This is a genomic window from Pseudomonas agronomica (assembly GCF_025917275.1).
Lineage (GTDB): Bacteria > Pseudomonadota > Gammaproteobacteria > Pseudomonadales > Pseudomonadaceae > Aquipseudomonas > Aquipseudomonas agronomica.
The window spans coordinates 1-1,132 of the sequence record NZ_JAOSHO010000873.1 but is presented as its reverse complement, the minus strand read 5'-3'; the positions used below and the strand labels follow the sequence as shown (position 1 = coordinate 1,132).

General features: G+C 64.0%; 1 protein-coding gene. It reads left to right on the top strand.

Annotated elements, in window-relative coordinates:
- The coding region (locus tag OC610_RS27815; protein WP_264432774.1) for a putative bifunctional diguanylate cyclase/phosphodiesterase at positions 1-1,078 on the top strand (1,078 nt) is incomplete at its 5' end.
- Positions 1,079-1,132: the final 54 nt, after the last annotated feature.

The following is a 1,132-nucleotide window of genomic DNA, read 5'->3' as shown; positions in this document are numbered from 1 at the left end:
TGCGCCGGGCATCACCCTGGCCCGGCTGGGCGGCGATGAGTTCGCGGTGCTGGTGGAAAACTGCTCGCAGCCAGGGCAGGCGGCGGCGTTGGCTCGACGCATCCTCGATGCATTGAAAGAACCGTTGCCGCTCGGCGATCAATCCTTGTTTATCAACGCCAGCATCGGCATCAGCTTGTTTCCCGGCGATGCCCTCAGCGCCGGTCAATTGTTGCGCAACGCCGATTCGGCGCTGTTCAAGGCCAAGAGCAGCGGGCGGGATGGCTATGCCCTGTACACCGAAGAGCTCACCGCCCACGCTCAGCAACGGGTCGAAGTTGCTTTCGAACTTCGACGCGCCCTGCAGCAAGAGGAGTTGCGGGTGCATTACCAACCGGTGCACGACCTGGCGACCAGCCGTCTGGTTGGCGTCGAGGCCTTGGTGCGTTGGCAGCATCCCTCGCGTGGGCTGGTGTCGCCGGCTGAGTTCATTCCCATCGCCGAGCGTACGGGGCTGGTCGCCCAAATCGACGCCTGGGTCATGGAACAGGCCTGCCGGCAAATGTGCCAGTGGCAGCAGGCCGGGGTGGCCCTGTCGTTCGTGGCGGTCAACGTCTCCAGCCGCTTGTTCGCCCATCGCGAATTGTACGAGCAAGTCGCCCGCGTCCTGCATGACACCGGCCTCGATCCGGCGCTCCTGGAACTGGAAGTGACCGAAAGTGCGGTCATGGAGGACCCGGAAGTCGCACTGGAACAGATGCACCGCTTGCGCGAATTGGGCGTGCGGCTGGCCATCGATGACTTCGGCACCGGTTATTCGTCGCTGCTGCGACTCAAGCGTTTGCCGGTGCAGAAACTCAAGATCGACCAGGGTTTTGTCGCCGGGTTGCCGTGGGACGAGGACGACGTGGCGATTGTCCGCGTGATCATCGCCTTGGCCCATAGCATGGGGATGCAGGTGCATGCCGAGGGCATCGAGCAGCGCGAGCAGGCGGCGTTCTTGCTTGAACAGGCTTGCGAGCTGGGGCAGGGATACTGGTTTGGCCGGCCGGTGGCGGCGGTGCAGTTGGATTGGGAGCGGGCGCCGGTGATTGCTTGAACACCCGCGGCATTGGTGTTGACTGATGCCCCGCCATCGCGAGCAAGCTCGCTC